Genomic DNA, 24256 nt, shown 5'->3' on the forward strand with positions numbered 1-24256 from the left:
CTCAGCGCTGCGCCGGTGTCAGGATCTTCACTACGACACCGACCACGATTCCGACCCCGGTGGCGCCTAGCACAGACGCGGCTGCACTCATCGTCACCACCCCGAGCAGGGCCAGCGCGGCGAACCCGGCGATCACCGCGAACAACTTGTGCCGCGGCCAGGGGACTCCCGCGACCAGCACCTCCGCGTTATTCGGGGGAGCGAACGAGCGCAATCGTTCGGCTGTGGTCATGAATTCAGCATACCGGTCACTTTGGTTTCGGATCACCGAAGTTTGGGGTCCGCGGCGGCAGCAGCGGACGGGTCCCCTCGCGAGCCCCGGACGCCGCACGGCGGCTTGAGCATGCCTCTCTAGAGTGGTGGTTATGCCGCTAGAAGGTGAATACGCGCCCAGCCCCCTCGACTGGTCGCGTGAACAGGCCGACAAGTACTCGGAATCCGGTGGAACCGAAGGCACAGAATTGAAGGGCAAACCCGTCGTTCTGCTGACCACCGTCGGGGCCAAAACCGGCAAACTGCGCAAGACGCCGCTGATGCGAGTGGAGCATGACGGCGAGTACGCAATCGTCGCCTCGCTGGGCGGGGCTCCGCAGCACCCGGTGTGGTACCACAACGTCAAGAAGAACCCGCGGGTCGAACTTCAGGACGGCACCGTCACGCGCGACTACGAGGCCCGCGAGGTATTCGGCGACGAGAAAGCCACGTGGTGGGACAGGGCCGTGCAAGCCTGGCCGGACTACGCCGAATACCAGAACAAGACCGACCGCCAGATACCGGTGTTCGTGCTGACGCCGGTGAGCTGAGTCGCCCGGCGGGTGGCATGGCACCATTGATCGGTGTCCGCTGAACTGAGCCCGAGCCCGAGCGGCTTACCGCTGCTGTCCGCGGCTGACATCGATAGTGCGGCGAAGCGGATCGCCCCGGTCATCACACCGACGCCGTTGCAGCTGAGTGACAGGTTGTCGGCGATCACCGGTGCGACGGTCTATCTGAAACGCGAAGACCTGCAGGTGGTGCGCTCTTACAAGCTGCGGGGGGCCTACAACCTGCTGGTGCAACTGACCGATGAGGAGCTGGCCGCCGGTGTCGTGTGCTGCTCGGCGGGTAACCACGCGCAGGGCTTCGCTTTCGCCTGCCGGGCACTGCGGGTGCACGGCCGCGTCTATGTCCCGGCCAAAACTCCCAAACAAAAGCGAGACCGAATCCGCTACCACGGCGGGGAGTTCATCGAGTTGATCGTGGGCGGGGCGACCTATGACCTGGCTGCCGCGGCGGCGCTGGAAGACGTTCGCCGCACCGGCGCCACGTTGGTACATCCCTACGACGACCTGCGCACCATTGCCGGCCAGGGCACCATCGCCGTCGAAATCCTTGCCGAGCTCGGCCCGATAGTCCAAGAGCCCGACCTGGTGGTGGTGCCGGTCGGCGGCGGCGGCTGCATCGCCGGCATTACGACGTACCTGGCGGAGCGAACGACCACCACCGCGGTGCTGGGTATCGAGCCGGCCGGGGCCGCCGCGATGATGGCCGCGCTGGCCGCGGGCGAGCCGGTGACGTTGGACCACGTGGACCAGTTCGTCGACGGCGCTGCGGTCAGCCGGGCCGGGACGCTGACGTATTCGGCGCTGGCAGCCGCCGGGGACATGGTGTCGATCACCACTGTCGACGAGGGCGCGGTGTGTACCGCGATGCTCGATCTCTATCAGAACGAGGGCATCATCGCCGAACCGGCGGGCGCCCTCTCGGTGGCCGGCTTGCTGGAAGCCGACATCGAGCCCGGGTCCACCGTGGTCTGTCTGATCTCGGGTGGCAACAACGACGTGTCGCGCTATGGCGAGGTTCTGGAGCGCTCGCTGGTTCACCTGGGCCTCAAGCACTATTTCCTGGTGGACTTCCCGCAGGAGCCTGGTGCGCTGCGCCGGTTCCTCGACGGGGTGCTCGGCCCCACCGACGACATCACGTTGTTCGAATACGTCAAGCGCAACAACCGGGAGACCGGCGAAGCCCTGGTAGGTATCGAGCTCGGGTCGGCCGCGGACTTGGACGGACTGTTAGCCCGGATGCGGGCTACCGACCTTCACATCGAAGCCCTCGAGCCCGGGTCGCCGGCCTACCGCTACTTGCTGTAACCAGGATCCTTACGGCTCACATCGGCCGGGGCCGATGGCTTGATAACGTGGTCGACGCCCGGACCGCCGCTGCGTTTCCTTGCACGTTGGGTGAGAACATGAGCCAGCCATCTGGACCCGGTACGCCCGGTTTCGGTCTGGTCAGCGCAGCGACCGTGGCGTGTCTGGCGGCACTGGTGGCCGTGGCGGCGTGGATCGCTCGGAACGAGACGCCGATCTGCAGACTCTGGGCGCGGGCGTGCAACGTCGCCGTGATCGGCCGCGCGGTGGCGTGGCTACGCGAGCGGGCCGGTGCCGGGGGAGGCGCGCTGACTCGCCGACTGGCGGTGTCCGAGGTCGCCGGTGTCGCGCTGCTCGTCGGCGCTGCGGTGGTCACGGCATTGGCGGTCTGTTTCACCGAAGTGCTCGATGACGTCCTCGAGTGTGACGGTATAGCAGGGATCGACCAACCGGCTGCCGAATGGCTGGCAGCCCACCGTGACCTGTGGTTGACCACGACGCTGCGGGTGGTCACCGCTGCGGGCGGTCCGGTTGGGATGGCGGCGCTCACCGCGCTGACCTGCGCTGCCGTCGTTTGTCGATGCAGGTCGTGGCTGCCGGTGGTACTTGTTCTGATCGGTGGTGGTGGTATTGCACTGGTGGTTCTCGTTGCGAAAGCGCTGGTAGTCCGGGATCGGCCCGCCCTGCCTTTCGCAACGATCGCCGAAGGCGGATACTCCTTTCCCTCCGGGCACGCGGCGGGCACCGCCGCGGTCACATTGCTCTCTGGGTGGCTGGTGACCCGCTGGCTGATCATTTCGTGGACCGCGCGAATCATCGTGTGGACATTGGCGATGGGCTGGTCCGCCGTGGTCGGGTTCTCACGGATCTATCTGGGAGTGCACTACATCAGCGATGTGCTGGCCGGCTGGCTCTTGGGCACGGCCTGGGGCGCCGTCGTCGTGCTGGTCGGGACCTGGTGGGACAGCACTTGGCGTGCGAGCGCCGCCAAGCCGAGTTCGAGTGGCCGCATGCAGTGAGCGCAGCGGTATCTCAGCGTCTGCGCTCGGCGGTCAGGTAGTCCGGCAGCGGGGTAGCAGGGTCGAGATCGTCAGCCGGTTGCGGTGTCCCCGCGGTCACGGTCAGCGGGATGACCCCGGCCCAATGTGGCAGCGCACGATCTTCCGGGTCGTCGACCGGCCCGCCATGGCGCACCTTGGCCGAAACCTCGACGAGTTGGAGTGCGAGCACCGCCGTGGCGGCCAGCTCACGGATGTCGGGGGCCCGGCAGTCGGCGGCGCGGCCCGGCCGGATGTGATCGAGCAGCGCGTGCAAGGCAGGCAACTTCTCGGCGTCGTCGTCAACCACACGCGCGGTGCCCATCACGATCACCGAGCGATAGTTCAGGGAATGGTGCATCGCCGAGCGAGCCAGCACCAGCCCGTCGACGACGGTGGCGGTGATGCAGACCGGCAGGCCGGCTGGCTTGGCGCCAAGCATTGGTCCGCTGCCGGTGGAGCCGTGAAAGTACAGCGTCTCGCCGCGGCGAACATGCATCGTCGGCAAGACCACCGGCCTGCCGTCGCGGACATAGCCGAGATGGCAGAACAACGCCTCGTCCAGGATGCGGTGGACGGTCTCGCTGTCGTAACGTGCACGCTCGCGGTAGCGAGAGGGGGTAGTGCCAGGAGTTGGTTGGTATCCACGGGCCATATGATCCACCGCTTCCCTACTTGTACATACTAGTACATAATTATGACTGTGCCAGCACAATATAGGATAACGGGGACGGGTGCCGAATCCATAGCCACCAGTGTCGAACAAGCCATCTCCCAGGGCAGTCTCACGCCCGGCGACACCCTGCCGCCGATCCGCGATGTCGCGGGCCAACTCGGCGTGAATCCCAATACGGTGGCCGCCGCCTACCGCATCCTTCGTGATCGCGGGGCCGTCGAGACCGCGGGGCGGCGCGGTACCCGGGTGCGGAACCGCCCGGCCACGACACCCCGCTCCGCACTCGGCCTCGATGTCCCCGAAGGCGCCCGAGACTTGTCTACCGGAAACCCGGACCCCGCTTTGCTGCCCATCGCCGCCGCACGACTGCGGACCCGTCCCGGACCGCCCGTCCTCTACGGACAGCCGGCGATGTCGGACGAGTTGGTCCACCACGCTCGCAGCGCGCTGGCCACGGATGGCGTACCGGCCCATCACCTCGCGGTGACCAGCGGCGCGCTCGACGGGATTGAGCGGGCGCTGACCGCACATCTGCGACCTGGTGACCGGGTGGCTGTCGAGGACCCGGGCTGGGCCAATCTGCTCGATTTGCTTGCGGCACTGAGGCTTAACGCGGAGCCGGTAGGAGTCGACGACGACGGGCCGCTGGTTGCCGACCTTGCCCGGGCACTGGGCCGCGGTGTGCGGGCCCTGGTAGTCACCACCCGTGCGCAGAACCCGACCGGGGCGGCGTTGTCCGCCGATCGTGCGGCCGCGCTGAGCAATCTGTTGGCGGGCCGATCCGACGACGTGTTGCTCGTCGAGGACGACCACTGCGCCGGCATCGCGGGGGTGCCGTTGCACACCCTGGCCGGCTCTACCGGCCACTGGGCTTTCGTGCGTTCTGCATCGAAGGCCTATGGCCCCGACCTGCGCTTGGCGATCGTTGCCGGAGACCGGCGGACGGTCGAACGGGTGCAGGGGCGGCTGCGGCTCGGGCCGGGCTGGGTGAGTCACCTGTTGCAGGATCTGACCGTCACGCTGTGGTCGGACGACTCGGCCACACGCCTGGTCCGCAAGGCCGAACGGCGTTACGGCGATACCCGCATGCGGTTGTGCGCTGCTCTGGCCGACCGCGGTGTCGTTGCACACGGCCGATCCGGGCTGAACGTGTGGATTCCGGTGCCCGATGAGACGGTGGTGATCACCCGGCTGCTCAACACCGGCTGGGCGGCGGCGCCGGGATCGCGCTTCCGGATTGCGACCCCACCCGGAATGCGCATCACCATTGCCGATCTGACCGTGGCCGAGATCGACCCCCTTGCCGACTCGATTGCCGAGGCGATGCACGTCACCGGCCATCGCAGTGTGTGAGCTACCGGGTGGCGAGCAGTCGCAGAATCGCACTGTTGTGGCCACAACAGTGCGATTCTGCGACTGCTCGCGCCCTTATCCGCAGCGGAGAATGGCGACCGAATGACCTTCCAGCGCAGTGTGATCGGCATCGACCGCCGGCTCACCCCAAGCCAGCACCACTTGGCCGGTGACGGGCACCGGCACCGGTTCGGCGCCCAGGTTGCAGGCGACGCGCAACCGGCCGCGACGCACGATGATCCAACGCCCGTCTTCGTCGTAGTCGACGATCAGGTGCTCCAGCCAGGGATCGGCCATATCGGGGTCGTTTCGCCGCAACGCGATCAGATCGCGATAAAAGCGATGCACGAGCGCGTGTTCGCCGGCATGGACCTCATCCCACTTCAGCTTGGAGCGCCGAAACGTCTGCGGGTCTTGGGGGTCGGGGATGTCCTCGGCGTCCCAGCCGTGCTCGGCGAATTCGGCCTTGCGTCCCTCGGCGGTGGCCCGGGCCAGCTCCGGTTCGGGATGCGAGCTGAAAAATTGAAACGGCGTCGAAGCCGCCCACTCCTCGCCCATGAAAAGCAATGCTGTATAAGGCGATCCGAGGGCCAGTGCGGCCTTGATCGCAAGCTGGCCACCCGTCAGGTTTTGCGACGGGCGGTCTCCGAGGGCACGGTTGCCGACCTGGTCATGGGTACATGTATAGGCGAGCAACCTGGTAGCCGGGATGGTCGCGGTATCCAGCGGCCAGCCGTGGCGGCGGCGCCGGAACGACGAATAGGTGGCCGCGTGAAAGTAACCGTGCCGCAGGGTGTGTGCCAGCGTGGCCAGCGAGCCGAAATCCGCATAATACCCTTGACGCTCGCCGGACACCGCGGTGTGGATGGCGTGATGGATGTCGTCGGACCATTGCGCGGTCAACCCGTAGCCGCCACGGTCGCGCGGAGTGATCACCCGCGGATCATTGCGGTCGCTTTCGGCGATCAGCGACAGCGGACGCCCCAGCTGCGTTGACAGCCAATCGGTTTCGCTGGCCAGCTCTTCGAGGATATCCATGGCGGTGGTGTCCACCAGCGCGTGCACCGCGTCCAGCCGCAGCCCGTCGGCGTGAAAGTCGCGCATCCAGCGCAGCGCACACCCGATGATGTAGCGGCGCACCTCGTCGGAGTCGGCGTCGGCGATGTTGATGCCCTCCCCCCATGGGTTGCTCGCCGACGAGAGGTAGGGCCCGAACCGCGGCAGGTAATTCCCCGACGGGCCGAGGTGGTTGAACACCGCGTCGATCAAGACTCCCAGACCGCGTGCGTGACAGGCGTCGACGAATCGGACCAGCCCGTCGGGTCCGCCGTAGGGTTCGTGCACGCTGTACCACAGCACGCCGTCGTATCCCCAGCCGTGGGTGCCGGCAAAGGAGTTGACCGGCATCAGCTCGACGAAATCGATCCCGAGATCGACCAGATAGTTCAGCTTTTCGATGGCGGAGTCGAACGTGCCGGCGCCAGTGAAGGTGCCCAGGTGCAGTTCATAGATCACCGCGCCTTCGATTGAACGGCCCGGCCAAGCGCCGTCGGTCCAGGTTGCATCGGCTGGGCTCCATAATTGCGAGCGCGCGTGCACCCCGTCGGGTTGCCGCGGTGATCGGGGATCGGGCAGCACCGTGAGGTCCTCGTCGAGCAGATATCCGTAGCGCGCGTGCGGTGCCGTGTCCACGTCCGCGTGCCACCACCCGTCATCCGAACGAGTCATCGCGTGCACCCGGCCGTCGACGTCAAGGCGTACCAGCTCAGGTTTGGGTGCCCAGACGCGAAATTCAGTCACGGTTGCGCTCCAGCAGGACCACGGGCAGGTCCGCGAACAGTTCGGCGGCCGACGTCGGCCCGCTTGCTGTGGCACCGGAAAGCGTGTCGGTCCAGGACCCGTCGGGCAGCGGCACCACGGTGTTACCCCAGCCGGTTTCCTCCAGCCGCACGGTCCAGCGGGTCACCGCGACAATGATGTCCTGGCCTTCCCGGCCCCGGCGAAACGCCACTACATGGTCACTGGCGTCGCCGTTGGCCAGCACCGGAACGTAGCCGCCATACAGGAAGCTGTCCGGACGGGAGCGCCGTAGCCGAAGTGCGGTGGTGATGACCCGGATTTTAGGGTGCGCCAACGCTTTCAATGCGCTACGGCGGACGGCGTAATCGACGGGCCGGCGGTTGTCGGGGTCGACCAGGCTGTCGTCCCACAGCTCGGTGCCCTGGTAGATATCGGGTATCCCGGGTACGGTCAGCGCGAGCAGCTTCTGACCCAGCGCGTCGCTTGCGGCATGCGGGTGCAGCCGAGCCACCAGCCCGGTCAGCTGCTCGGCCACCGGACCATCGAGCACGGTATTTAGCCAGCGGTGTATCGCGTCCTCGAAATCGATGTCCGGATCGTTCCACGAGCTGTGCCAGGCCGCTTCCCGGATGGCCTTCTCGGCGTAGTTGTGCAGCCGGTCGCGTAGCTCGCCGGTCACCTCACCACTGACGGGCCACACCCCGAAGATGTTCTGCCACAGGAATTGTCCGGTGGCCGGATCGGGGGAGGGGGCCTGGATCTCCCAACGGGCAACGAACTCGGCCCACAGCGACGGAACCTGTGAGAGCACCCCGATCCGGGCGCGCACGTCCTCACCGCGTTTGGTGTCGTGGGTGGTCAGTGTCGTCATCGCGCGCGGCCACATCCGGGCCCGGGTGGCGGCGCTGTGGTGAAACTCCGCTGCCCCCACTCCGAAACGGTGCGGTTCGCCGCCCACCTCGTTGAGTGAAACCAGCCGGGAGTCGCGGTAGAAGTAGCAGTCCTCGACCGACTTGGCGGTCACCGCGCCGCAGAGCTGCTGCAGCCGGGTGGCCGGTTCGCCGCCACCGGCCAGTGCTGCGGCGACGACCTGCAGTGCGGGCCCCAATTCCGGTGCCGCCTCCTGGGTTTCGGCCAAGGCGGTGGGCATTACCGCGGCCAGGCCCGGGTAGTCGCAGCGGTAGACGCCGATATGGGTGAGCAGCGCGGCCACCGCCTCGGACAGCAACGGATCATCGGCGCCGGCGGCGGACACGATGGCGCGGCGCAGCCTGCGCAACTCGCTTGCCAGGGTGTCGGTGGCCGAACGGATCTTCAGCGCGGCCAACATCTCCGGCATCGCCGAATAATTCACTCCCGCGGACTCGACCAGGGCGGTGAGCTCCTGGGCTCCGCTGGGATCGACGAAGACTCCGCCGAGGTCCCGCAATACGTCGTAGCCAGTGGTGCCGGCCACCGGCAGTGTCGGCTCCAGCGCCTCGTCGACGGCCAGGATCTTTTCGATCACGATCCATGCGTCGGGGCCGAGCAGTTCGCGTAACCACGAGAGGTATCCACACGGATCCGATAGGCCGTCGGGATGGTCGATGCGCACGCCGTCGACGAGGCCCTCGGCACACCATCGGGCGACTTCGGCGTGGGTGGCGTCGAACACCGCCCGGTCTTCCTGCCGCAGCCCGGCCAGCGAGGTGATCGAGAAGAACCGGCGATAGCCGCACCGCCCGGTGCGCCAGCCCACCAGCCGGTAGTGCTGGCGGTCATGTACCTCCGGGCCGGTGCCCGCCGCGGTGCCGGGCGCGATGGGCAGCGCCAGGCCGCCCAACCGCAACAGGTCCCCGTCGACTTTCAAGTCGGCGACGTCGTCGTCGGAACCCAGAATCGGCAGCACAATTCGGCCGTCCCCGTCGAGGTCCCAGTCGATGTCGAAGTAGCTGGCGTAGGCCGACGAACGGCCGTGCCGCAAGACGTCCCACCACCAGGCGTTCTGCTCGGGCTTGTCGATGCCCACATGGTTGGGCACGATGTCGACGACCAGACCGATGCCGCGGGCTCGGGCCGCCTCGGATAACCTGGCCAGTCCTTCTGCGCCGCCAAGCTCGGGAGACACCGCGGTCGGGTCGGTGACGTCGTAGCCGTGGCTCGACCCCGCGGCCGCTGTCATGATCGGGGACAGGTACAGATGCGACACCCCGAGGTCGTCGAAGTAGTCCAGCAGGTTTTCGGCGTCGGCGAAGGTGAACCCGAATCCGCTGGAGACACCACGCAGTTGCAGCCGGTAGCTGGACAGGATAGGCAAAGCCATGTGTCACAACGTCTTACGCAGTACGAGCAGTGAACGGGCGGGCAGTGAGAACTGCTCTCCGGCGTTGAGGACCTGATCGGTGTCACCGGTCGGGTCGTTGGTGTCGAGTTCGACGGTCCACTCCTGCGCGTAGCTGCCATGGGGCATCACGAAGTCCTCCGGTTCGCCGTGAGCGTTGAAGCACAACAGGAATGAATTGTCGACGACGCGCTCACCTCGGGCATTGGGTGCAGTGATCGCGTCGCCGTTGAGAAACACCGCCACGCACTGGTGAAAGCTCTTGCCCCAGTCCTCGTGTGTCATTTCCCGGCCGTCCGGCGTCAACCAGGCGATATCGCGCACTTCGTCGCCGCTTCGGATCGGTTCGCCTTCGAAGAACCGGCGCCGACGAAACACCGGATGGTTCTTGCGCAACGTGGTCACCTTGCGCGCGAAGGTCAGCAGATCCGAGTTCTTGTCCACCAAAGTCCAGTCCATCCACGACAATTCGGAGTCCTGGCAGTAGACGTTGTTGTTTCCGTCCTGGGTGCGCCCGATCTCGTCGCCGTGCAAGATCATCGGTGTGCCTTGGCTGAGCATCAGGGTGGCCCAGAAGTTGCGCATCTGGCGGCGGCGCAGCGCCGTGATGTCGGGGTCGTCGGTGGGTCCTTCGACGCCGCAGTTCCACGACCGGTTGTGGCTTTCGCCGTCGCGGTTGGCCTCGCCGTTGGCCTGGTTGTGCTTCTCGTTGTAAGACACCAGGTCGTTGAGGGTGAAGCCGTCGTGGGCGGTGACGAAGTTGATGCTGGCGCTGGGGCGGCGGCCGGTCGCCTCGTAGAGGTCCGACGACCCGGTCAGCCGGGAGGCGAACTCGCCCAGGGTTGCGGGTTCGCCCCGCCAATAGTCACGCACAGTATCCCGATACTTCCCGTTCCACTCCGTCCACAAACCGGGAAAATTGCCGACCTGGTAGCCGCCCTCACCGACGTCCCAGGGCTCGGCGATCAACTTGACCTGGCTGACCACCGGATCCTGCTGTACCAGATCGAAGAATGCGCTCAACCGGTCCACGTCGTGCAGCTCTCGGGCCAGGGTCGCGGCCAGGTCGAAGCGGAATCCGTCGACGTGCATCTCGAGCACCCAGTAGCGCAGCGAGTCCATGATCAGTTGCAGCACGTGTGGGTGGCGGGCGTTGAGGCTGTTACCGGTACCGGTGTAGTCCTTGTACAGCCGCAGGTCCGTGTCGACGAGCCGGTAGTATGCGGCGTTGTCGATGCCGCGGAAGTTGATCGTGGGACCCAGGTGGTTGCCTTCGGCAGTGTGGTTGTACACCACGTCCAGGATCACCTCGATGTCGGCTTCATGCAGGCTGCGCACCATCGATTTGAACTCGGCCACCGCGCCGCCGGGTTGCCGGTTGGACGCATATTGGTTGTGTGGGGCGAAAAAGCCAAACGTGTTGTAGCCCCAGTAGTTTCGTAAGCCCAAGTCGAGTAGCCGGGAGTCGTGCAGGAACTGGTGTACCGGCATCAGTTCGATCGCGGTGACGTTCAGCGACTTGAGGTGGTCGATGATCACCGGGTGCGCCAGGCCGGCGTAGCTGCCGCGTAGTTGCTCGGGGATGCCGGGGTGAGTTTGCGTCATCCCCTTGACATGAGCCTCGTAGATGACCGTCTCGTTATACGGGGTGACCGGTGCCCGGTCGTAGCCCCAGTCGAAAAACGGGTTGATCACGACGCTGGTCATGGTGGAGCCCAGGGAATCAACCATGGGCGGGATGCCTGGGTCGGCCGAATCGGCTTCTGGATCCACTGCGCTCATGTCGTAGGAGAACAGCGCCTGCCCGAAGGTGAAATCGCCGTCGAAGGCTTTCCCGTACGGGTCGAGCAGCAATTTGCTGGAATCACAGCGATGGCCGGCCGAGGGATCGAATGGCCCGTGGACCCGAAACCCATAGCGCTGGCCCGGGATGATGTTCGGCAGATAGGCGTGCCAGACGTATCCGTCGACCTCGTCCAGGGAGATCCGCGTCTCGCTGCCGTCGTCGGCGATCAGGCACAGTTGGACTTCTTCGGCGATTTCGGAAAACACCGAAAAGTTGGTGCCGGCGCCGTCATAGGTGGCTCCCAGCGGATACGGGGTGCCCGGCCACACCGTGGGCAGTGTGGGCCGAATTTCGCCTGAGCGTTCGGTGTTGTTCGGCGACATGGCTTGACCTTATCCGCGTTCGGTATGGCGCCGTTTGGTGATTCGAGCTCGTGTCCGGCTGTTTCGCGCCGCATCGGGACGGCGCCCCATCACCACCAGCCGGTGATCGCCGCGATCTGTCGCCCCAGCTCGGGTGCCATGGTTCGCATATACGTCGGGGTCAGGTGGTGAGAGTCGCGGTAGATCAGCACATTCCCCTCGACCGCGCGGCAGAAATCCTGGCGGCATATCGCATCCGACATGTCGATGGGCTTCAGCAGCGGAAACTGCGCCACGAAATCCAGGGTGGAGTTGTAGTCGGAGAGCAGGTCGGACCGCTTGATCCCGCAGGATTGCCCATTGCCGCCCTTGGCCAGGCAGTCCGCCGGCTTGAATGGTTGGCCGTCCTTGACCATCCACGGGGTGTCTCGAATGGCGAGGATAGGAATGTTGTTGTCCGACAACGTTTGCCAGATCCCGATGTAGGTGGCCGGCATCACGTCGCCGGGCCTGATGTTCCACGGCCGGGTAGACGTGGTGAACACGTAATCGGGACGATCGGCGACAAGTTTTTCCATGGTCGCCTGCACCCACTCGCGACACTGTGGGTACGCGGCGTTGTTGCCCATGATCAACGGGACTTCCTCGGTGGACAGCGGACAGCCCATCTTGAGGTACGTCACCACTTTGAAGTGGTGCAAACGCCCGAGCAGGTCCAGCGCCGGCAGCCAGTGTTCGGCATGTGACCCGCCGGCCAGCGCTAAGGTACGGGGCGCGTCCCCGTCGCCGTAGGTGCAGTTGACCAGCGCAGGATTGACGAAGTCGCTGATGCAGCCATCGCGGGTGGACGCCGGCAGGTCCTCTTTGACTTCCAGGACGGTGGGACGCATCCGCAGGGTGGGCACCCGGGCATGGTTGGTCAGGGCTCGGGCACCGGGATAGTCGTTGGCGCTGAGTCCGCTGAGTTCCTTGCCGGAGGCGCGGGCGACGATGACATGCTCACGCCAGCTGAACGACGTCGCGGTCAAAGTCACGCCCAGCAGCACCACTATCGAGCCCAGCGCGATGGTCGGCCGGCGCAATCGCAGCTGCCAGCGCACCGCGGCGGGAGTTGCTTTCGCGGCGGCGACGGCGGTGGTGGTGGACGCCCGGTACCGCAGGGGGTCCTCGACGTGGCGAAGCGTCAGGTAGGCCAGCAAGCCCGACACCAGGAGCACCGCTGCGCCCTCGACGAAGTTCGCCTGCCGGTGGCCGGTGTAGGAGAGCCAGAAGATGAGCAGCGGCCAATGCCATAGATATAGCGAGTAGGCCATCGCCCCCAAGGTCACCAGCGGCCCGATCGCCAGCACCCGGTTCGGCAGCGGCAGTCGATGGCTGGTACCGGGATGGGCTTGCCGGTTGGCTCCGGCCATGATCATCAGCATCGCTGCCCCGACGGGCACCAGCGCCCAGGGTCCGGGGAACTCCTTGACGCCGTCGATCAGGGCGCCGCACGACAAGATCGCCGCCAGCGCCGCGGCGGCGGCGATGGTCCGCAGCCACATCGGCCACCGGATGTAGGGCACCGACGCGCCGACGAGCACCCCTAGGAGCAGCTCCCACGCCCGCGCGAAGCTGTCGTAATACGCGTTGGCCTGGTTGGCCTGGTGCGCGGCGATCGCGTAGCCGAACGACGCGATCGTGAGCGCGCTGAGCAGCACGACGAACAGCGTTCGCAGGCGGGGGCCCAGCGGACGCCTGAATACATATGCACACGCGGCAACCAGGAACAGGAATGCCACATAGAACTGGCCCTGCACTGACATGGACCAGATGTGCTGCAGCGGGCTGACGGCTTCGCCGGCGCGCAGGTAGTCCGACTGCGAGTTGGCCAATTCCCAGTTCTGGTAATAGCCCAGGCTGGCCAGGCTCTGGTCGGCGAACGTCTCCCAGCGGGTCTGTGGCTGCACCAGCACGGTGAGCAACGCGCAGCCGGCGAGAACGACGACCAGCGCCGGAAGCAGGCGGCGGATCAGCCGGACCACCTCGGTGACCGGCGAGAGCTTCGCGCCTGGATCAAGGGCCGCCCGCAGTACTTTGCCGCCAAAGAAGAAGCCGGACAGCGCCAGGAACACGTCCACTCCGCCGGAAACGCGGCCGAACCACACGTGGAACGCGGCGACCAGCGCTATCGCGACACCCCGCAAGCCGTCGAGGTCATGCCGATAAAAGCCCGCCGCCCGCGACCCCATCGCGGTCGGTGTAGGAGGCGGTGCCAGGGTCTGCATGATCGACCGCTAATTTACCGAAACCCGCCACCGGCCCCGCGCTGAGCAGCGGGGACCGGTGGCGGGTTGCTGGGAGGTCGAGACGCTTACCGGGGGGTGCCGGCCGGCGCAGGCTGCGCCGGGGCCGGCTGCACGGGCGCTTGCTGCGCCGGCATGTGCTGCAGTGGTGCCTGCTGTGCCGGCAGCTGCTGCAGCGGTGCCTGGGTTGCGGGCGCCTGCTGCAACGGCGCCTGCTGTAGTGGTGCCTGTTGGGCCGGCAGCTGTTGCAGTGGTGCCTGTTGCGCGGGCAACTGCTGCAGTGGTGCCTGGGTCGCGGGCGCCTGCTGCAACGGTGTCTGCGGCAGCGGTGTCTGCTGTACCGGTGCCTGCGGCAGTGGTGTCTGCGCCGGCAGCTGCTGCCCGGGCGCGGTCTGGATACCGAGGATCCGGACCAGGTAGGGGGTCATGCCGCTGCTTCGTACCGGCGACACCTGAACGACGTCGCCGACCTCCAGCATCTGGCCGTTGCCGAGATACATGGCGACACTTTGGGTGCCTTCGGGACCGTAGAAGATCAGGTCGCCCTTGCGTGCCTGCTGCGGTAGGACCTTCTGGCCCACTTTGTACATCTCGCCGGAGGAACGCGGGAGCTTGATCCCGGCGCCGGCGTAGGCGTATTGGATCAGACCCGACGCGTCGAATCCGACGGTGTAGATGCCGGAACCTTTGCCGCGGGTGGGGCCGGTGACACCGCCGCCGGCCCAGGAGAATGGCACCCCGCGTTGCGAAAGACCGCGGGCGATGACGGCGTCGGTGGCCTGCTGGTAATCCGTCGACCTCAGGCCTGGGTCGGCGGCCGCGAGGCTCGGGACGGCCGCCATCGGGCTGACCATCATCGCCAGACCAATGGCGAAGGCGTAGATGCGTTTCATGGGGATCAACCTCCTGGACCCTGCCGGGCCCTTCTTGCGTCAGCGCGGTGACTTCGCGCGTCCGCCGCCGTTGCATGACCGCCGCGGTGGCCGCTACGTCGAGACCTCACGGCGCTGCATGCACTCGGAAGTGTGAATCATTCGGCCGAAACCACTTAATTCACACCAGTCACTACAGTCACTTTGACAACCGAAACCGACGATCGCCAGGGTTTACCGGAATTTTTTGTCTTAACGTGACCGGACAGTGACTGCACTGGTCCCAATCTTCTGCGGGCAGTTGTGATTTCGGTCTCAAAGAGGCTGCGGCCAGGTGTTCAATCAGATGCGGCGATCAGTGCCAAAAACGTTCGCTGAAGCCGGCCAGCGCGTACCCGAGTACGGACGTGATGGTGATGACGCCGACCGCGATGATCGGCCAGAAGGACATGTACCAGCCCTTGACCATCGACACGAACGGGCCGATGACGGCGGCGGCAATGGCGGCGCCGATACCGCCCCACATCACCGGATAGATGTAGTAGTTGGCGCCGTACGGCACGGGCGGGCAATCCTCGGTTAGACACACGTTGTCGGTGAAAGCGAACAGCCGCGACGGCCAACTGGTTGCGGTGACCAGGTACAGCAGCAGCGCCGACACCGCGACGGTACTGACCACATCCCACGGGACTATCCGCAGCTTGAGCACGCGCGGAGCCTGAGGGTCGGCGGTAGCGGAGCTCGGACGGTCTTCGGGATCGGGCGCGGCCATGCCATGCATGCTCCCGGATGACCGGTGTTTGCGCGACCCGCGACCGCGATGGGCCGTGCGGCGTCTGCATTACTCTCGGTCTCCATGGCTGCCGCGGTAACGCCCGGGTTGACGCCCGAGCAGATCAGCGCGATCGACGCCGCCCACCTCTGGCACCCGTACAGCACCATCGGCGCCGAGGCGGTCCCGCCCGTAGTGGCGGTCGCCGCACATGGCGCCTGGCTCACGTTGATCCGCGACGGTCGCCCGATCCGGGCACTCGACGCGATGAGCTCCTGGTGGACCGCGATTCACGGGCACGGCCATCGCGTTCTGGACGCGGCATTAACCACTCAGCTGGCCACGATGAACCACGTGATGTTCGGCGGCCTGACGCATGAGCCGGCGGCCCGGCTGGGCCGGCTGCTGGTCGAGCTGACTCCGCCCGGCCTGGACACCGTCTTCTTCAGCGACTCGGGCTCCGTGGCGGTAGAGGTGGCGGTGAAGATGGCGCTGCAGTATTGGCGCAGCCGCGGCCGGCCCGCCAAGCACCGGCTGATGACCTGGCGAGGCGGCTATCACGGCGACACGTTCACGCCGATGAGCATTTGCGATCCCGACGGCGGCATGCATTCGCTGTGGACCGACATCTTGGCCCGGCAGGTGTTCGCTCCGCAGGTGCCGCGGGACTACGACCCCGGCTACAGCTCGGCGTTCGAGGCGCAGCTGGCCGAGCATGCCGCCGAGTTGGCCGCGGTGATCGTGGAGCCGGTCGTGCAGGGCGCGGGCGGAATGCGCTTCCACGACCCGCGTTACTTGTGTGACGTGCGCGACATCTGCCGTCGCCACGAGGTGTTGTTGATCTTCGACGAGATCGCCACCGGATTCGGCCGCACTGGCGAACTGTTCGCCGCCGACCATGCCGGGGTGAGCCCGGACATCATGTGTGTCGGAAAGGCGCTCACCGGCGGATATCTCAGCCTGGCCGCCACATTGTGTACCACCGGCATTGCGCACACCATCAGCACCGGTGCGGCCGGTGCGCTGATGCACGGACCCACTTTCATGGCAAATCCGCTCGCCTGCGCGGTGTCGGTGGCCAGCATCGAAGTGCTGCTCGAACAGGACTGGCGTTCGCGGATCTCCGAAATATCGGGCGGGCTGACCGCTGGGCTCAAACCGGCCCGAGCCCTGCCCGCGGTGGCCGATGTGCGGGTGTGCGGCGCTATCGGCGTCATCGAATGCGACCGCCCGGTCGACCTGGCTGTCGCCACCCCGGCGGCTCTGGATCAGGGTGTCTGGCTGCGCCCGTTTCGCAACCTGATTTACGCGATGCCGCCCTACATCTGCCCGCCCGCCGAGATCGCGCAGATCACCTCCGCGATGGTGGAAGTCGCGCGACTCGTAGTCTGAACGCCTATGAACGCCTCTGCGAAGGCACCGACCGAGACGTCGCCGTTGGCGTGGCTGGACGATGTCGAACGGCAACGGCACGCGGCCGGGTTGCGCCGCTCGCTGCGGCCACGTCCCGCCGTAGCCACCGAATTGGATTTGGCCTCCAACGACTACCTCGGTCTGTCCCAGCATCCCGATGTCATCGAGGGTGGTGTCCAGGCGCTGCGTGTGTGGGGTGCCGGCGCAACCGGTTCGCGACTCGTCACCGGCGACACCGAACTGCACCAGGAGTTCGAAGCCGAGATCGCCGAGTATGTCGGCGCCTCCTCAGCGTTGCTGTTTTCCTCCGGGTACACCGCCAACCTCGGAGCTGTCGTGGGCTTGTCCGGTCCCGGCTCGCTGCTGGTGTCCGACGCCTATTCGCACGCGTCCCTGGTTGATGCTTGCCGTCTTTCGCGGGCCCGTGTGGTCGTCGCCCCCCACCGCGACCTCGATGCGGTGGCGGCGGTGTTGGGATCGCGCGACGAGGAACGCGCCGTCGTCGTCACCGACTCGGTGTTCAGCGCCGACGGCACCCTGGCCCCCATACGCGAGTTGGCCGGGGTGTGCCGCCGGCACCGGGCGTTGCTCATCGTCGACGAGGCGCACGGCCTGGGGGTACGCGGCGGCGGGCGGGGACTGTTGCACGAAGTCGGGCTGGCGGGTGCGCCCGATGTGGTGATGACGACGACGTTGTCCAAGGCGCTGGGCAGTCAGGGCGGTGTGGTCTTAGGACCAGCGGCGGTGCGTGCGCATCTGATCGACGCGGCCCGGCCGTTCATCTTCGACACGGGTCTGGCACCTGCGGCGGTGGGCGCGGCTGGTGCCGCGCTGCGAGTGCTGAAGGCCGAGCCGTGGCGACCCGACGCGGTGCTTGCGCATGCCCGCCACTTGGCCGGGACCTGCGGGGTGCCGACGGCGCCGGAATCCGCGGTGGTGTCGGTGGTGCTGGGTGATCCGGAGGTGGCGGTGGCCGCCGCGGTGGCCTGCCTGGACGCCGGGGTCAGGGTCGGCTGTTTTCGTCCTCCGACGGTGCCCGCCGGGACGTCGCGGTTGCGGCTGACGGCGCGCGCCTCGCTGAGTCCCGACGAGCTGGAGTTGGCTCGACGAGTCCTGACCGGCGTCCTGGCTGTGGCGCGCGGTTGACCGTACTGCTCGTCACCGGGACCGGCACCGGCGTCGGTAAGACCATCGCCAGTGCGGCGCTGGCGTCACACGCGCGCCAGGCCGGCATCGACGTAGCGGTGTGTAAACCGGTGCAGACCGGCACCGGCGCCGGCGACGACGACCTGGCCGAGGTGGGCCGGCTGTCTGGGGTGACCGAGCTTGCCGGGTTGGCCCGCTACCCGCTGCCCATGGCGCCGGCCGCGGCGGCGGAGCAGGCCGGGATGGCGTTGCCCACACGCGATCAGGTGGTGCAGCTCGTCCGGGGCGTCGACCGGCCCGGCCGGTTGACCTTGGTCGAGGGCGCTGGCGGGTTACTGGTCGAGCTCGCCGACGGCGGGGTTACGCTGCGCGATCTGGCCGCCGCGCTGCGGGCCGCGGTGCTGGTCGTGGTCGGCGCCGGACTGGGCACCCTTAACCACACTGCGCTGACTCTGGAAGCACTTGCCGTTCAAGGGATTTCCTGTGCCGGTCTGGTGATCGGCAGTTGGCCGGCCCGCCCCGGCTTGGTGGAGACGTCGAATCGGTCAGCGCTGGCCCGGATGGCTCCGGTGCGGGCGGTACTTCCAGCGGGCGCCGGGGTGGCCGAAGACTTCGCGGCCATCGGCGCGGCCGCGTTCCAGCCCGAGTGGGTAAGAACGCTGGTCGGCTGATGGTTCACTCGATCGAGCTGGTTTTCGACCCCGATACCGAGGCGGCAATTCGTCGCATCTGGGACGAGCTGGCGGCCGCCGGCATACCCAGCCAGGCGCCGGCCAGCCGTCCGCACGTGACGCTGGCCGTTGCTGACCACATCGACTCCGAGGTCGACGAGTTGCTCCGTCCGGTCGCCGCAACGCTGCCGCTGAGTTGTGAGGTCGGCGCTGCGGTGTTATTCGGCCGGGCCAACGTCGTGTTCGCGCGGCTCGTGGTGCCGACGACCGAGTTGTTGACGCTGCAGGCACAGGTGCACCGACTTTGCCTCCCGCACCTGACGCCCGCACCGATGTCCAACAGCCTGCCCGGCCACTGGACCGCCCATGTCACGCTGGCTCGTCGGGTGGGTGGCAGCCAGCTGGGACGGGCACTGCGGATCGCGGGACGGCCGGCGCAGCTCGCCGGCGGCTTCACGGGTTTGCGTCGCTGGGAGGGCAACAAGCGGCTCGAGCACCCAATCGGCTGACTATCCGCCGAAGAGCAGATACAAGCCGGTGAACGTGTAGCCGACCATGACCAGCATCATGGTGAGCTGCCCGGTGAGCTGATAGCCCGCCGGGAGCAGCCGCAGCGCCTTGTCGTGTGCCGCGATCACCGCAACAACGTGCCCCGTGACCACGCACGCGACCTTGATCGTGGCTGCACGGGCGGGTGCGTGGACAACACGTAGGCGACATGCAGGTGCGCCAGCCCCAGCAGGTTCCACCCCCGCGCGAATGGATCGGCAAGAGAAATGACCGTCTGCTGCCCACGCTCGACCAGGTAAGTCAAGTAGTGCGCGAAGATGTAACCCACCACGATCGGGATCAGCGAGTGCGCCATCTGCCCGGGCAAGGCGTGACGCCGCGGGCGGTCGACGTCGCCGGTGGCCCGCGCCGCTAGCGAAAACGACACTGCGACAACCGAAATGAAGACGAGCAGGCCGACGGTTCGCAACGCCGACGACGCCAGCGTTTCCGGCACACCGTGGACCGAGCCCGTCAGCCGGTCGGAGAAGTTGCGCCAGGTCGGTGACGACGAATAACTGTCGAACGCCGTCGAACCGAGCAGCACCGCCAGCATCATGACCACCCCCGGGCGCACCGGCAGCGACGGCAGATGGTTGAACGGGTTGCCCACCACTACTTGCCCTGAGGACCGATTCCGCCAAAAAGGTGAAAGCCGCGAAACCGCCATGCTGTAGACGCCGAACGGGTCCGCTCGCGCCGGCCAGCGCTGGCCGCACAACCAGGCTCCGCCCAGCAGCACCACGGCGTAGACCAGTAACCAGGTCCGCACCCCGGTCAGCGATGCCGGGTCCGGACTGGCCAATTCCATCCAGACGAAACCGAAGAGGCCCACCGCGGCCGGCCGGTACCCCCAGGCGTCGGGGCAGGCCGACCGCGGCCGACTCATGCGCTCCGGGATGCAACGTTGCAGCAGCAGATACACCGTCCGTACCGGCGAGATCACCCGCCACACCGGGCCGAACACCAGCGACACCGCCACCAACCCGACTCACAGCAGCACATAGAAGGCTCCCAGCAGGCCGTTGGCCTGCGTTTGCGGACCCCATATTCCGGCCAGCACCACCCACAGCGCGAATGCCAACGCCAGCCCGGCAGCTGTCCAGCGGGTGACGCGGGAATCAACCAGGGTGGTCACCGACCGGGGCAGCGGGTGTCCGGGCTTGGCCGGATCGAACCGTGGCTGCCGCCATGCAACTGCGACGAGGGCGAACGTGAACGTCAATGCCCAGGCCGCCCCGATCATCGCATAGGCGTACGGCACCGGCAGATCGCTCGACCCGCCAGGCCATGCGCCAACACCGCCATGCCGTCGGCGCCGGTCACGGCTGAACGTGAGTCGTGGCGATGGTGCGTTTGAGGTGATGCAACTCGACGTCGACGTTGCCGGGCACATCCACGCTGAACTGAAACGTCTGGTTCGGCGCGGTTGCGACCTGGAACTTGTGATCGGGCACCGAGTGCACGTGCAGTTCATCAGCGGCGTCGCTGGTGACCCGCAGGGTGATCGGCTCCTCGACCCTGGCCTGCAGGGTGGCGTTGGCCGGCGTTACGTGGCCATTGGCGATGGTGACATCGACGGCAAGGCTCGGGGTCGCGGCGGTGGGCTGGCTCGGCGCGCCGCCGCAGGCGGCCATACCCCACATCAGCACCGGCACCCAGGTGCTGGCAAGGCGGCGAATCATGGCGCTACGCCGCTCGGGGAAGAGGTTGTTTCTCCTCTTCGGACTCCCTGGGGGCAGTCTCGGCGGCATTAATCCGGCCCGCGCCCCACGTCAGCGCCGCAATCACCAGCAGCGTGAAGATCAGCACCACCACCGATCCCGTGGTGAACAACCACAACGGCGTGCTCTGATCGCGTTCGCGCTGAAGAATCGTGATTTCCTGGACAAACGGCCTGGTGCTGGAAGCCAAGGCCGGCACCTCAGCCGCCGGAATGGCCTCATCGGCCGGCTCGTAAATCGGCACGGCGGTCGTGGTGTAACCATCTTGAACCCGCAGCAGGGTCTTCCACGAACCCCAGACGGGAACCTGCTGCGTGGACCGATAGTGGCCGGGGCCGACTCGATCGAGTCGGTCGATCACCAGGCCGCGGCGGTTCTGCATGCCGCCCTGCCAAGACAGGATCGTGACCCATTCCGGATTGCCCTTGACCAGGTCGGGCGGGTTGATCTGCACGTCGGCCGACACCATGCGCTGGCCCGGGTCGCTAGGAAGGTCGGTCAGCGTGATGGTCGCGTTCGCCCGCTCCGGAACGACGATGTGCAGGCCGTTGGCCACTGCGCCGCCGATCGCCAACACCGTTACCATTACGACCGCGATTCCGATACCGCGACGCGGCAACCGCTGGCCGGTGAGCACCATGCCGGTCATCGCCCCGCATAGCCCGGCCAGCACCGCCACGGGCACCGCCATCGCCAGCGCCTCGTCCCACATGCTGACCGGCCACGGATAGTGATAGACCGCCCCGATCCACAGTGATTCCAGCCACAGCCCGACAGTGCCGACACCCAGGCCGGCGACGGCGCCAAAAGCGATCGGACGCTTGAACACTGGGGTGAACGCCAGCAATTCGACCACGACCGCGGGACCCAGATACAACGGGAACCAGTTCGTCGGAGCCCCCAAGATCGGTCCCACCAGCAAGGCAACCGCCCCGCGCAGCGCAATGGCGAACAACGCCGCCACGATCGCGGCGCCACGGCCCATCGTCATGCGAGCCACGACCAGACCCAGCGCAGCGGCGCCGGCGATCATCATCGGCTGCAGTACCAGCCGGAACTGCTCCACACCGAAGTCATATTCGATCTGGTAGACCGACAAGCCGATCAGCAATCCGCCGCAGGACAGATAACGCAGGAATTTCACGAACCGACGTTCGGTATCCCCTTCTGACTGGGCCCGCCCGCCTTCGTACTCCAGCATGAGCACCGCGAACAGGGAAAACCCCGCGCCGCCGATCATCATCAAGTGGGTCGGGCCCCAGAGGGTGACGTCCTGGCCGAAGATGCGGTGCCAGATGTCGTCCAGCGGAAAGCCGATCATCGCGTAAAGCCCACAGCCGGCCATCAACACACCGCCGACCGGGGCGTGCCAGTTGCTGGTGATGCGCACCGGGGCGGGTCCCGGCTTGTCGAAAGGCAGCACCACCGCGATCATGCCGGCCAGGAATACGCCGAACAGGCCGATGATGATGAAGTAATGAGCCGGGTTGGCCAGCGGGCCGGAATCGCGGCCGCTGCCGATGTGCCAGCTGACATCCCAGATGAAGCCGAACAGCGCGCAGATGATCGACGTGGTGAAGACCAGCACCGGCAGCGCCACCCAAGAGGGGCGTTTGAACTTGACGGCCATCCAGTCGGCGAATCTGCCGAGCCAGCTGATCCGGTGACTGCGGTGCGCATGACCGATCCACAGCATCACCACCGTGATCACCACGGCGGCTATCGAAAGGCCGATCACTTGATGCAACCCGGCACCACGCGCGGGAGCGGCCTCCGCGACAACCGTCAAACCCATCGCCATCGCCTCCAGGTCCAGGCCCGTGGAATCTATCGGCGGGCCGCTGACTCGTTCCGCATGTCGGATGCCCAGACGAAGCGCTCGTCAATCCTGTTTCGTCAGCTGCGCCGGTCGCGCATGGCGACATAAAGCACCACAGCGACGGCGATGACAGCGGGCAAGAACGCCGGTATCGCCAGCAAAAGCGCATGGTGAGCCGCGTACTCGACGTGCAGGTGAGTCGTCATGGTGGTTACGGTCCGGGCTCTTAGGCGGGCCATCGAAATCGGCCCATACGATCACCGTACCCACGGCAACCGGTGACCACGCCCATGCCCACGCCCATGCCCAGCACCGGGCGCGGCAGTATGCCCATAAGCTGGCGGGCCTACGCAGACCGTTACCCTAGCCTGAACACCGTTTGCTTCCGGCCGCGCGTGCCCGTGCGGCCGGAAGTGGGCCAGAAACTAGCTGCGGGTCCGCACACCCGGACACGACAAGATGATGCAGGGGAGCACCTGGTGACTCACGCGCCGATTCGACCGACGACCGATGCCGGCCAGCATGGCGTGCCCGACGCGGACATTCCGGCCGACATTTTGGCCGAGGCTCGGCAGCAGGTGCTCGAGCGTGGTGAGGGTCTGACCCAGGCCCAGGTGCTGCAGGTGCTGCAGCTGCCCGACGACCGGCTCGAGGAGCTGTTGGGGCTGGCGCACGAGGTGCGGATGCGGTGGTGCGGCCCCGACGTCGAGGTGGAAGGCATCATCAGCCTGAAGACCGGCGGCTGCCCGGAGGACTGTCATTTCTGCTCCCAGTCGGGCCTCTTCACGTCGCCGGTGCGCAGCGCCTGGCTCGACATTCCCAGCCTGGTCGAAGCGGCCAAGCAGACCGCCAAGACCGGTGCCACCGAGTTCTGCATCGTGGCCGCGGTCCGCGGGCCCGACGACAGGCTGCTGGCCCAGGTCGCGGCGGGCATCGAGGCGATTCGCAACGAAGTCGAGATCAACATTGCCTGCTCGCTGGGCATGTTGACCGCCGAGCAGGTTGAGCAGCTGTCGGCGATGGGCGTGCACCGTTACAACCACAATCTGGAGACCGCTCGCTCCTACTTCACCCACGTCGTCACCACGCACACCTGGGAGGAGCGGTGGCAGACGCTCACGATGGTGCGTGACGCCGGCATGGAGGTGTGCTGCGGAGGCATCCTCGGCATGGGCGAGACGTTGGAGCAGCGGGCCGAATTCGCGGCCAACCTGGCCGAGCTGAACCCCGACGAGGTGCCGTTGAACTTCCTCAACCCGCGGCCGGGAACCCCCTTCGGTGACTTGGAGGTGCTGCCGGTCAGCGAAGCGCTCAAGGCCGTGGGTGCCTTCCGGCTGGCGCTGCCGCGCACGATGCTGCGTTTCGCCGGTGGCCGCGAGATCACCCTGGGCGACCTTGGTGCCAGACGGGGGATTCTGGGCGGCATCAACGCGGTGATCGTCGGCAACTACCTGACCACCCTCGGCCGCCCTGCCGAGGCCGACCTGCAACTGCTGGACGACCTGCAGATGCCGATCAAGGCCCTCAACGCGACCCTGTGAG

Annotated in this window: 20 protein-coding genes and 1 pseudogene; 9 read left to right on the plus strand and 12 right to left on the minus strand. The window is 66.7% G+C overall.

What is annotated here, in order from left to right; genetic code table 11:
- Position 1 precedes the first annotated feature (1 nt).
- The gene (locus EET10_RS12835) at positions 2-232 is read right to left on the minus strand and encodes a hypothetical protein (protein ID WP_036400932.1); all 231 of its coding nucleotides are present in this window, start codon (positions 230-232) and stop codon (positions 2-4) included.
- A 133-nt stretch (positions 233-365) separates the two neighbouring features.
- Here EET10_RS12835 and EET10_RS12840 point away from each other — a divergent pair, with 133 nt between their 5' ends.
- The 3 genes from EET10_RS12840 (at position 366) to EET10_RS12850 (ending at position 3148) form a co-directional block, all read left to right on the plus strand.
- Positions 366-803, plus strand: coding sequence for a nitroreductase family deazaflavin-dependent oxidoreductase (locus tag EET10_RS12840; protein ID WP_036400930.1), 438 nt, complete (start codon positions 366-368; stop codon positions 801-803).
- A gap of 33 nt (positions 804-836) precedes the next feature.
- Positions 837-2129, plus strand: coding sequence for a threonine ammonia-lyase (gene ilvA, locus EET10_RS12845; RefSeq protein WP_063468573.1), 1293 nt, complete (start codon positions 837-839; stop codon positions 2127-2129).
- A 98-nt stretch (positions 2130-2227) separates the two neighbouring features.
- Positions 2228-3148 carry a phosphatase PAP2 family protein gene (locus EET10_RS12850; RefSeq protein ID WP_063468604.1) on the plus strand — a complete coding sequence of 307 codons (921 nt, stop codon included), beginning with the start codon at positions 2228-2230 and terminating at the stop codon, positions 3146-3148.
- A gap of 13 nt (positions 3149-3161) precedes the next feature.
- Here EET10_RS12850 and EET10_RS12855 read toward each other — a convergent pair whose 3' ends face one another.
- Positions 3162-3821, minus strand: a complete 660-nt coding sequence (locus EET10_RS12855; protein WP_036400927.1) for a pyridoxamine 5'-phosphate oxidase family protein — start codon at positions 3819-3821, stop codon at positions 3162-3164.
- A gap of 48 nt (positions 3822-3869) precedes the next feature.
- Between EET10_RS12855 and EET10_RS12860 the strand changes: the two genes are divergently transcribed.
- On the plus strand, positions 3870-5195 hold the full coding sequence (locus EET10_RS12860) for an aminotransferase class I/II-fold pyridoxal phosphate-dependent enzyme (RefSeq protein WP_122502783.1): 1326 nt from the start codon (positions 3870-3872) through the stop codon (positions 5193-5195).
- A gap of 75 nt (positions 5196-5270) precedes the next feature.
- Here the strand turns inward: EET10_RS12860 and treZ are convergent, their stop codons facing one another.
- The 6 genes from treZ to EET10_RS12890 form a co-directional block, all read right to left on the minus strand.
- Entirely contained in the window at positions 5271-6995 is a 1725-nt protein-coding gene (gene treZ / locus EET10_RS12865; protein WP_063468574.1) for a malto-oligosyltrehalose trehalohydrolase, read from the minus strand.
- Positions 6988-9297: a malto-oligosyltrehalose synthase gene (treY, locus tag EET10_RS12870; protein WP_122502197.1), complete on the minus strand. Its 2310-nt coding sequence runs from the start codon at positions 9295-9297 to the stop codon at positions 6988-6990. The genes treZ and treY overlap by 8 nt, the downstream gene beginning before the upstream one ends.
- Positions 9298-9300: 3 nt before the next feature.
- The gene (glgX, locus tag EET10_RS12875) at positions 9301-11484 is read right to left on the minus strand and encodes a glycogen debranching protein GlgX (protein WP_099188331.1); all 2184 of its coding nucleotides are present in this window, start codon (positions 11482-11484) and stop codon (positions 9301-9303) included.
- 89 nt (positions 11485-11573) lie between these two features.
- Positions 11574-13730, minus strand: coding sequence for an acyltransferase family protein (locus tag EET10_RS12880; RefSeq protein WP_122502198.1), 2157 nt, complete (start codon positions 13728-13730; stop codon positions 11574-11576).
- Positions 13731-13816: 86 nt separating this feature from the next.
- A complete protein-coding gene (gene ripD / locus EET10_RS12885; protein WP_063468578.1) occupies positions 13817-14641 on the minus strand; it encodes an NlpC/P60 family peptidoglycan-binding protein RipD in 825 nt (274 codons plus the stop codon).
- Positions 14642-14975: 334 nt separating this feature from the next.
- On the minus strand, positions 14976-15392 hold the full coding sequence (locus EET10_RS12890) for a hypothetical protein (protein WP_176586652.1): 417 nt from the start codon (positions 15390-15392) through the stop codon (positions 14976-14978).
- A gap of 84 nt (positions 15393-15476) precedes the next feature.
- Here EET10_RS12890 and EET10_RS12895 point away from each other — a divergent pair, with 84 nt between their 5' ends.
- The 4 genes from EET10_RS12895 to EET10_RS12910 are packed head-to-tail and all read left to right on the plus strand — an operon-like array spanning position 15477 to position 19131.
- The gene (locus EET10_RS12895) at positions 15477-16784 is read left to right on the plus strand and encodes an adenosylmethionine--8-amino-7-oxononanoate transaminase (protein ID WP_063468605.1); all 1308 of its coding nucleotides are present in this window, start codon (positions 15477-15479) and stop codon (positions 16782-16784) included.
- 6 nt (positions 16785-16790) lie between these two features.
- A complete protein-coding gene (locus tag EET10_RS12900; protein WP_036400917.1) occupies positions 16791-17951 on the plus strand; it encodes an 8-amino-7-oxononanoate synthase in 1161 nt (386 codons plus the stop codon).
- A complete protein-coding gene (gene bioD / locus EET10_RS12905; RefSeq protein ID WP_036400915.1) occupies positions 17948-18622 on the plus strand; it encodes a dethiobiotin synthase in 675 nt (224 codons plus the stop codon). The genes EET10_RS12900 and bioD overlap by 4 nt, the downstream gene beginning before the upstream one ends.
- Positions 18622-19131 carry a 2'-5' RNA ligase family protein gene (locus EET10_RS12910; protein WP_036400913.1) on the plus strand — a complete coding sequence of 170 codons (510 nt, stop codon included), beginning with the start codon at positions 18622-18624 and terminating at the stop codon, positions 19129-19131. The genes bioD and EET10_RS12910 overlap by 1 nt, the downstream gene beginning before the upstream one ends.
- Here the strand turns inward: EET10_RS12910 and EET10_RS12915 are convergent.
- From EET10_RS12915 to EET10_RS31635, 4 genes and pseudogenes are all read right to left on the minus strand, one after another.
- Positions 19132-20479: pseudogene (locus EET10_RS12915) on the minus strand (hypothetical protein). It abuts the gene before it with no gap.
- Between the two features lie 14 nt (positions 20480-20493).
- Positions 20494-20856 carry a hypothetical protein gene (locus EET10_RS12920; RefSeq protein WP_036400910.1) on the minus strand — a complete coding sequence of 121 codons (363 nt, stop codon included), beginning with the start codon at positions 20854-20856 and terminating at the stop codon, positions 20494-20496.
- A 4-nt stretch (positions 20857-20860) separates the two neighbouring features.
- A complete protein-coding gene (locus EET10_RS12925) occupies positions 20861-22696 on the minus strand; it encodes a V-type ATP synthase subunit I domain-containing protein (RefSeq protein WP_122502199.1) in 1836 nt (611 codons plus the stop codon).
- Positions 22697-22791: 95 nt separating this feature from the next.
- Positions 22792-22920 (minus strand): hypothetical protein, encoded by a 129-nt coding sequence (locus EET10_RS31635; RefSeq protein ID WP_099188333.1) that lies wholly within the window; start codon positions 22918-22920, stop codon positions 22792-22794.
- Between the two features lie 273 nt (positions 22921-23193).
- Here EET10_RS31635 and bioB point away from each other — a divergent pair, with 273 nt between their 5' ends.
- Positions 23194-24255 carry a biotin synthase BioB gene (gene bioB, locus EET10_RS12930; RefSeq protein WP_122502200.1) on the plus strand — a complete coding sequence of 354 codons (1062 nt, stop codon included), beginning with the start codon at positions 23194-23196 and terminating at the stop codon, positions 24253-24255.
- The last annotated feature ends 1 nt before the right edge of the window (position 24256 follow it).

The sequence above is a fragment of the Mycobacterium pseudokansasii genome (genome assembly GCF_900566075.1).
Classification (GTDB): Bacteria; Actinomycetota; Actinomycetes; order Mycobacteriales; family Mycobacteriaceae; genus Mycobacterium; species Mycobacterium pseudokansasii.

Coding starts and splice junctions, on each gene's coding strand:
- EET10_RS12835 (WP_036400932.1), bottom strand. CDS start 232: ATGACCACAGCCGAACGATTGCGCTCGTTCGCTCCCCCGAATAACGCG.
- EET10_RS12840 (WP_036400930.1), top strand. CDS start 366: ATGCCGCTAGAAGGTGAATACGCGCCCAGCCCCCTCGACTGGTCGCGT.
- EET10_RS12850 (WP_063468604.1), top strand. CDS start 2,228: ATGAGCCAGCCATCTGGACCCGGTACGCCCGGTTTCGGTCTGGTCAGC.
- EET10_RS12855 (WP_036400927.1), bottom strand. CDS start 3,821: ATGGCCCGTGGATACCAACCAACTCCTGGCACTACCCCCTCTCGCTAC.
- treY (WP_122502197.1), bottom strand. CDS start 9,297: ATGGCTTTGCCTATCCTGTCCAGCTACCGGCTGCAACTGCGTGGTGTC.
- glgX (WP_099188331.1), bottom strand. CDS start 11,484: ATGTCGCCGAACAACACCGAACGCTCAGGCGAAATTCGGCCCACACTG.
- EET10_RS12880 (WP_122502198.1), bottom strand. CDS start 13,730: ATGCAGACCCTGGCACCGCCTCCTACACCGACCGCGATGGGGTCGCGG.
- ripD (WP_063468578.1), bottom strand. CDS start 14,641: ATGAAACGCATCTACGCCTTCGCCATTGGTCTGGCGATGATGGTCAGC.
- EET10_RS12890 (WP_176586652.1), bottom strand. CDS start 15,392: ATGGCCGCGCCCGATCCCGAAGACCGTCCGAGCTCCGCTACCGCCGAC.
- EET10_RS12895 (WP_063468605.1), top strand. CDS start 15,477: ATGGCTGCCGCGGTAACGCCCGGGTTGACGCCCGAGCAGATCAGCGCG.
- EET10_RS12900 (WP_036400917.1), top strand. CDS start 16,791: ATGAACGCCTCTGCGAAGGCACCGACCGAGACGTCGCCGTTGGCGTGG.
- EET10_RS12910 (WP_036400913.1), top strand. CDS start 18,622: ATGGTTCACTCGATCGAGCTGGTTTTCGACCCCGATACCGAGGCGGCA.
- EET10_RS12920 (WP_036400910.1), bottom strand. CDS start 20,856: ATGATTCGCCGCCTTGCCAGCACCTGGGTGCCGGTGCTGATGTGGGGT.
- EET10_RS12925 (WP_122502199.1), bottom strand. CDS start 22,696: ATGGCGATGGGTTTGACGGTTGTCGCGGAGGCCGCTCCCGCGCGTGGT.
- EET10_RS31635 (WP_099188333.1), bottom strand. CDS start 22,920: ATGACGACTCACCTGCACGTCGAGTACGCGGCTCACCATGCGCTTTTG.